Raw genomic sequence first — 7192 nt, 5'->3', positions numbered from 1 at the left:
GGAGCTGCCGAAGGCTGCGATCTTTTTGAAACAAAATCAAAAGATCGCAGCCTTCGGCAGCTCCTACAGGGGAATGATGTGTTTGTTAGGTTTCTGTTGGAGTCTGGCAATGCCGTTACGCGAAGAGTGTCTGTGGGAAAAACTGACGCCGCAGAGGCCGGACAATTCGGCCCTCAAGGGTGAGGTCACGGTGGATGTCTGCGTCATCGGCGCCGGGTTTACCGGTTTGTCGGCGGCGGTGCATCTGCTGGAGCAAGGCAAGACCGTTTGTGTGCTGGAGGCCCATCGTGCCGGCCATGGTGGTTCGGGGCGCAACGTCGGGCTGGTCAATGCCGGGATGTGGATTCCCCCGGACGAGATCGAAGCCGGGTTCGGCGCTGAGGTCGGCAGCCAGCTCAACCGCATGCTGGGCGCGGCGCCATCCCTGGTGTTCAGCCTTGTGGACAAGTACAACATCGATTGCCAGTTGCGCCGCGAAGGCACGCTGCACATGGCGCACAACGCCCGTGGCGAAGCCGACTTGCGCAGTCGTGAAGAACAATGGAAGCGTCGCGGTGCGCCGGTAGAGCTGCTCACCGGTCAGGCCTGCGAGCAAGCCACCGGCACGAAAAAGATTGCCGCAGCATTGCTCGATCGCCGCGCCGGCACGCTCAACCCGATGGCCTACACCACAGGGCTGGCCAAGGCGGCCATCGGCCTGGGCGGTCAATTGTTCGATCATTCCCCGGTCACCCGGCTCGAACGCCAGGGCCAGCGCTGGTCGGTGCAAACCGCCCAGGGTTCGGTGATGGCTGAGAAGGTGGTGATTGCCTCCAATGCCTACACCGAAGGCGACTGGACGGAACTGCGGCGCAATTTCTTCCCCGGTTATTACTATCAGGTGGCCTCGGTGCCGCTGACCGAAGAAGCTGCCCGGCAAATTCTGCCCGGTGGCCAGGGTTCCTGGGACACTCGACAGGTGCTCAGCAGTATCCGTCGGGATAAAGACGGTCGCCTGTTGCTTGGCAGCCTGGGCAATGGCAATCAGAAGCCGACCTGGTTCCTCAAGGCCTGGGCCGACCGGGTGCAGCAGCACTATTTCCCCTACCTCAAACCAGTGGAATGGGAGTGCACCTGGACCGGTCGCATCGCCTTCACCCCCGATCATTTGATGCGCCTGTTCGAGCCAGCGCCCGGTTTGGTGGCCGTCACCGGTTACAACGGGCGGGGCGTGACCACGGGAACGGTGGTCGGCAAGGCCTTTGCCGATTACCTGTGTAACGGAAATCCTCAAGCGCTACCGATTCCTTTCGCGCCCATGCAGCCATTGGCCGGGGTGGGGTTGCGCAGCTGTCTGTACGAGGCGGGATTCTCGCTGTATCACGCAGGCCAGTGCCTGCGGATCGTGATCTGAATGTTGATTTTTGCAGGGCGCAAGCGGCGCTTTTTCGATCTGCAGCTAGCCTGTAGTGGTGCGGGTTGTAGCAGTCTCGCACCAGCAGTGTGCACTTCGGTGACGCACGTTGTTACAGGCTGGTTGCACGTCGTTTAAAGCCGCGGTTGCAATGATGGCGCAGGCGGGTTGCGCCTCAAAAAAATAATGGTTTTACCTTCCGCGGTTTAGACGGTTGCACGCCCAATGAAAATGGGTCCGAAACAGTCGAAATAACAAGAAAGCAGCGACTTTTTTAAGAATAAAAAACCGATGGCACGGCCCTTGCTCTGAGCATTCAGTGAAGTCGCAGTGCCAATTAAAAAAAACCATGGAGCACCACCTCATGTCCCAGACGTTTTACAAGAAAGGCTTTCTGGCCCTCGCAGTGGCAACTGCGCTGGGTGTTTCTGCGTTTGCTCAGGCTGACATCAAGATCGGCGTAGCGGGACCAATGACAGGCGCCAACGCGGCATTTGGCGAACAGTACATGAAGGGTGCACAAGCGGCGGCCGATGCGGTCAACGCGTCGGGCGGCGTCAACGGGGAAAAAATCGTACTGGTCAAGGGCGATGACGCCTGCGAACCGAAGCAGGCTGTGACGGTCGCCAAGGACCTGACCAACCAGAAAGTCGCCGGCGTGGTCGGTCACTTCTGCTCCTCGTCGACCATCCCGGCCTCCGAGATCTACGACGAAGCAGGCATCATCGCCATCACGCCTGGCTCCACCAACCCGGCTGTGACCGAGCGCGGCCTGAGCGCCATGTTCCGTATGTGCGGGCGTGACGACCAGCAAGGCATCGTGGCCGGCGACTACATCGTCGACGTGCTCAAGGGCAAGAAAGTGGTCGTGCTGCACGACAAGGACACCTACGGTCAAGGCCTGGCGGATGCCACCAAGGCTCAGCTTGAGAAGCGTGGTGTGAAGCCTGTGCTGTATGAAGGCCTGACCCGCGGCGAGAAAGACTTCAGCACCATCGTGACCAAGATCCGCGGCGCTGGCGCTGACGTCGTCTACTTCGGTGGCCTGCACCCGGAAGCCGGTCCTCTGGTGCGTCAACTGCGTGAACAGGGCCTGAAAGACGTCAAGTTCATGTCCGACGACGGCATCGTGACCGACGAACTGGTGACCACCGCTGGCGGTCCGCAATTCGTTGACGGCGTGCTGATGACCTTCGGCGCCGACCCACGCCTGCTGCCAGACAGCAAGACCGTGGTAGACGCCTTCCGCAAGGCCGGTACCGAGCCTGAAGGCTACACCCTGTACGCCTACGCTTCGGTCCAGGCCCTGGCCGCAGCCTTCAACGGCGCCAAGTCCAATAAGGGCGAAGAAGCGGCTGCATGGCTGAAGAAGAACCCGGTCAAGACCGTCATGGGCGAGAAGACCTGGGACAGCAAGGGCGACCTGAAAGTCTCCGACTACGTGGTTTACCAGTGGGACAAGGACGGCAAATACCACCAGCTGGAAAAACAGAAGTAAGGGCTGACTCGATCATCTGAACCCCACTGATCCCTTGTGGGAGCGGGCTTGATCGCGAAAAACGTCAACGATAACGCGTGCTTGCTGGTTCAACGCGTTGTCCTCAGGTTCTTCGCGAGCAGGCTCGCTCCTACAGGGGGCGGTGGTGGCCAGCCTGATCGTGGGTGTCATTGCTCCGACGTATATCTGTATTTTCCTTAGAAGAACCGCACAGCCACATGTGCAGGTTCTCATTGCGTGAGATTGCGTTATGGATGGTATTTTCCTGCAGCAACTGGTCAACGGCCTGACCCTCGGGTCGGTCTATGGCCTGATCGCCATCGGCTACACAATGGTCTATGGCATCATCGGCATGATCAACTTCGCCCACGGCGAGGTTTACATGATTTCCGCTTACCTCGCGGCAATCAGTCTGGCTCTGCTGGCTTACTTCGGTATCGAATCCTTCCCGCTGCTGATGCTTGGCACACTGATCTTCACCATCGTCGTCACGGCGGTGTATGGCTGGGTCATCGAGCGTGTCGCCTACAAACCCCTGCGCAACTCCACTCGACTCGCACCGCTGATCAGTGCGATCGGTATCTCCCTGATCCTGCAAAACTACGCACAGATCTCCCAGGGCGCGAAGCAACAAGGCGTTCCGACATTGCTCTCGGGTGCATGGCGCGTGGATATCGGTACCGGTTTCGTTCAGTTGACCTACACCAAAGTCTTCATTCTGGTCGCAGCGTTCGTCGGGATGGGCCTGCTGACCTACGTCATCAAGTACACCAAGCTCGGCCGCATGTGCCGTGCAACCCAGCAAGACCGCAAGATGGCTTCGATCCTGGGGATCAACACCGACCGGGTGATTTCCTACGTGTTCATCATTGGTGCAGCGATGGCGGCCCTGGCCGGCGTGCTGATCACCATGAACTACGGCACATTCGACTTCTATGCCGGCTTCATCATCGGGATCAAGGCGTTCACCGCCGCGGTGCTCGGCGGGATTGGCTCACTGCCTGGCGCGATGCTCGGCGGGATCATTCTCGGGATTTCCGAGTCGCTGTTTTCCGGTCTGGTGAACTCGGACTACAAAGACGTTTTCAGCTTCTCGCTGTTGGTCCTCGTTCTGGTCTTTCGGCCTCAAGGCCTGCTCGGCCGTCCTCTTGTGTCGAAGGTGTAAGCGATGTCTTCAACCACTAAAAAAACCATTGATATCAAAAAAAGTCTGGTTGACGCGATTCTTGCCGGCCTCATTGCCCTGATTGTGTTCGGGCCGATTGTCGGCGTCGTTCTCGATGGCTATGGCTTCAACCTGGAAACCACCCGGGTGGCGTGGATCGTGGCGATCGTCATGGCCGGGCGTTTTGCCCTGAGCCTGTTCCTGCAGACAGCCAAGGGTCTGAAAATCCTCGAAGGCTTTGAAACGACAGGCTCCGGGGTGCATGTGCTGGCGCCGGACTACAAGTCGCGGCTGCGCTGGATCATCCCGCTGATGATCGTCATCGCCGTGGTACTGCCGTTTTTCTCCAACTCCTACCTGCTGGGCGTGGTCATCCTCGGGCTGATCTACGTACTGCTGGGGCTGGGGCTGAACATCGTGGTCGGCCTGGCCGGCCTGCTCGACCTCGGTTACGTGGCGTTCTACGCCATCGGCGCCTACGGCCTGGCACTCGGCTACCAATACCTCGGGCTGGGCTTCTGGACGGTGTTGCCGCTGGCGGCGATCACCGCCGGCCTGGCCGGTTGCATCCTCGGTTTCCCGGTGCTGCGCCTGCACGGTGACTACCTGGCGATCGTGACTCTGGGCTTCGGTGAAATCATCCGCCTGATCCTCAACAACTGGTTGTCGCTCACTGGCGGCCCGAACGGCATGCCGGCACCGCTGCCGACTTTCTTCGGCCTGGAGTTCGGCAAGCGAGCCAAGGACGGCGGCGTGCCGTTCCATGAGTTCTTCGGCATCGCCTACAACCCCGACGTGAAGTACTACTTCATCTACGCGGTACTGTTCCTGGTGGTGCTGGCTGTGCTGTACATCAAGCATCGCCTGACCCGCATGCCGGTCGGCCGCGCCTGGGAAGCCCTGCGCGAAGACGAAATCGCCTGCCGCTCCATGGGTCTGAACCACGTACTGGTCAAGCTCTCGGCATTCACCATCGGTGCCTCGACGGCCGGTCTGGCCGGGGTGTTCTTCGCCACTTACCAGGGCTTCGTCAACCCGACCTCGTTCACCTTCTTCGAATCGGCGTTGATCCTCGCCATCGTGGTACTGGGCGGCATGGGTTCGACCATCGGCGTGGTGATTGCAGCCTTCGTGCTGACCGTCGCCCCGGAACTGCTGCGTGGCTTCGCCGAGTATCGCGTGCTGCTGTTCGGCATCCTGATGGTGTTGATGATGATCTGGCGACCGCGCGGCCTGATTCGGATCAGCCGTACCGGTGTGACGCCGCGTAAAGGAGTAGCGCCATGAGCGAAGTCGTACTCTCCGTAGAGAAGCTGATGATGCACTTCGGCGGCATCAAGGCATTGAATGATGTGAGCCTGAAGGTCAAGCGCAACTCGATCTTCGCCCTGATCGGCCCCAACGGCGCCGGCAAGACCACGGTGTTCAACTGCCTGACCGGGTTCTACAAGGCCTCCGGCGGCAAGATCGAACTGAACGTGCGCGGGCAAAAGACCAACGTCATCCAGTTGCTGGGCGAATCGTTCAAGCCGACCGATTTCGTTTCGCCAAAAAGCTTCATCACCCGGCTGCGCTACAAGATGTTCGGCGGCACCCACCTGGTAAACCGTGCCGGCCTGGCGCGGACGTTCCAGAACATTCGCCTGTTCAAGGAAATGTCGGTGCTGGAAAACCTGCTGGTGGCCCAGCACATGTGGGTCAACCGCAACATGCTGGCCGGCATCCTCAACACCAAGGGCTATCGCAAGGCCGAAAGCGATGCGCTGGATCATGCCTTCTACTGGCTGGAAGTGGTGGACCTGGTGGACTGCGCCAACCGCCTGGCCGGTGAACTGTCCTACGGCCAGCAGCGCCGCCTGGAAATCGCCCGCGCCATGTGCACCCGTCCGCAGATCATCTGCCTCGACGAACCGGCCGCCGGCCTCAACCCTCAGGAAACCGAAGCGCTGAGCGCGATGATCCGGCTGCTGCGCGATGAGCACGATCTGACCGTGGTGCTGATCGAACACGACATGGGCATGGTAATGAGCATTTCCGACCACATCGTGGTGTTGGACCACGGCATCGTCATCGCCGAGGGTGGTCCCGACGACATCCGCAACGACCCGAAAGTGATTGCCGCGTACCTGGGCGCCGACGAAGAGGAAGTGGTATGAGCAAACCCATCCTCGAACTCAAGGACCTGGACGTGTTCTACGGCCCGATCCAGGCCCTCAAAGGCGTCTCGCTGCACATCAACGAAGGGGAGACTGTCAGCCTCATCGGCTCCAACGGCGCCGGCAAGTCGACCCTGCTGATGTCGATCTTCGGCCAGCCACGGGCCGCCGACGGGCAGATTCTTTATCAGGGCGTGGACATTACCCACAAATCGTCCCACTACATCGCCTCCAACGGCATCGCGCAGTCGCCGGAAGGGCGGCGGGTGTTCCCTGACATGACAGTCGAGGAAAACCTGCTGATGGGCACCATCCCTATCGGTGACAAGTACGCCAAGGAAGACATGCAACGCATGTTCGAGCTGTTCCCGCGGCTTGAAGAGCGGCGTACCCAACGGGCGATGACCATGTCCGGTGGCGAGCAGCAGATGCTGGCCATCGCCCGCGCCCTGATGAGCCGGCCCAAGTTGTTGCTGCTGGATGAGCCGAGCCTGGGGCTGGCGCCGATCGTGGTGAAACAGATCTTCGCGACCCTGCGAGAACTGGCCAAGACCGGCATGACTATCTTCCTGGTGGAACAGAACGCCAATCACGCCCTGCGGTTGTCGGACCGGGCGTACGTGATGGTCAACGGCGAAATCCGCATGACCGGTACCGGCAAGGAGCTGCTGGTCAACGAGGATGTGCGGAACGCTTATCTCGGCGGCCACTGAGTTTCAGTGGGTTATGCACAAGCCCCGGCGCGCAATCGCCGGGGCTTTTTTACATTTCCCAAACACCACTAAACCCTGTGGGAGCGAGCTTGCTCGCGATAGCAATCTATCAGCCAATATTGATGTTGACTGACAAACCGCTATCGCGAGCAAGCTCGCTCCCACAGGTTTTTTGGCGTGCCTCCGGGAAATTGTGGAAAACAATATTCAAGACCTCCCGAAGCGCGACATAAAGCCGCTGCAAATAGTTGTTTTGTCACGGTTTTG

At 59.8% G+C, this 7192-nt stretch carries 6 protein-coding genes; all 6 read left to right on the top strand.

What is annotated here, in order from left to right:
- The first annotated feature begins 109 nt into the window (after positions 1–109).
- The 6 genes from amaA (at position 110) to PMI26_RS02975 (ending at position 6925) form a co-directional block, all read left to right on the top strand.
- Positions 110–1393, top strand: a complete 1284-nt coding sequence (gene amaA / locus PMI26_RS02950; protein ID WP_033048378.1) for an L-pipecolate oxidase — start codon at positions 110–112, stop codon at positions 1391–1393.
- Positions 1394–1757: 364 nt separating this feature from the next.
- Positions 1758–2891, top strand: a complete 1134-nt coding sequence (locus PMI26_RS02955) for an ABC transporter substrate-binding protein (protein ID WP_007979707.1) — start codon at positions 1758–1760, stop codon at positions 2889–2891.
- Between the two features lie 250 nt (positions 2892–3141).
- Entirely contained in the window at positions 3142–4056 is a 915-nt protein-coding gene (locus PMI26_RS02960; RefSeq protein ID WP_007979705.1) for an ABC transporter permease subunit, read from the top strand.
- Positions 4057–4059: 3 nt separating this feature from the next.
- Positions 4060–5343 (top strand): high-affinity branched-chain amino acid ABC transporter permease LivM, encoded by a 1284-nt coding sequence (livM, locus tag PMI26_RS02965; protein WP_007979704.1) that lies wholly within the window; start codon positions 4060–4062, stop codon positions 5341–5343.
- A complete protein-coding gene (locus tag PMI26_RS02970) occupies positions 5340–6212 on the top strand; it encodes an ABC transporter ATP-binding protein (protein ID WP_007979702.1) in 873 nt (290 codons plus the stop codon). The genes livM and PMI26_RS02970 overlap by 4 nt, the downstream gene beginning before the upstream one ends.
- Positions 6209–6925: an ABC transporter ATP-binding protein gene (locus PMI26_RS02975; protein WP_007979701.1), complete on the top strand. Its 717-nt coding sequence runs from the start codon at positions 6209–6211 to the stop codon at positions 6923–6925. The genes PMI26_RS02970 and PMI26_RS02975 overlap by 4 nt, the downstream gene beginning before the upstream one ends.
- Positions 6926–7192 lie beyond the last annotated feature (267 nt).

The sequence above is a fragment of the Pseudomonas sp. GM33 genome, from assembly GCF_000282295.1.
In the GTDB taxonomy this organism is placed as follows: Bacteria; Pseudomonadota; Gammaproteobacteria; order Pseudomonadales; family Pseudomonadaceae; genus Aquipseudomonas; species Aquipseudomonas laurylsulfatiphila.
The sequence above is the reverse complement of the archived record's forward strand: the minus strand, read 5'-3'. Positions and strand labels throughout refer to the sequence as shown.

Coding starts and splice junctions, on each gene's coding strand:
- PMI26_RS02970 (WP_007979702.1), top strand. CDS start 5,340: ATGAGCGAAGTCGTACTCTCCGTAGAGAAGCTGATGATGCACTTCGGC.
- PMI26_RS02955 (WP_007979707.1), top strand. CDS start 1,758: ATGTCCCAGACGTTTTACAAGAAAGGCTTTCTGGCCCTCGCAGTGGCA.
- livM (WP_007979704.1), top strand. CDS start 4,060: ATGTCTTCAACCACTAAAAAAACCATTGATATCAAAAAAAGTCTGGTT.
- amaA (WP_033048378.1), top strand. CDS start 110: ATGCCGTTACGCGAAGAGTGTCTGTGGGAAAAACTGACGCCGCAGAGG.
- PMI26_RS02960 (WP_007979705.1), top strand. CDS start 3,142: ATGGATGGTATTTTCCTGCAGCAACTGGTCAACGGCCTGACCCTCGGG.
- PMI26_RS02975 (WP_007979701.1), top strand. CDS start 6,209: ATGAGCAAACCCATCCTCGAACTCAAGGACCTGGACGTGTTCTACGGC.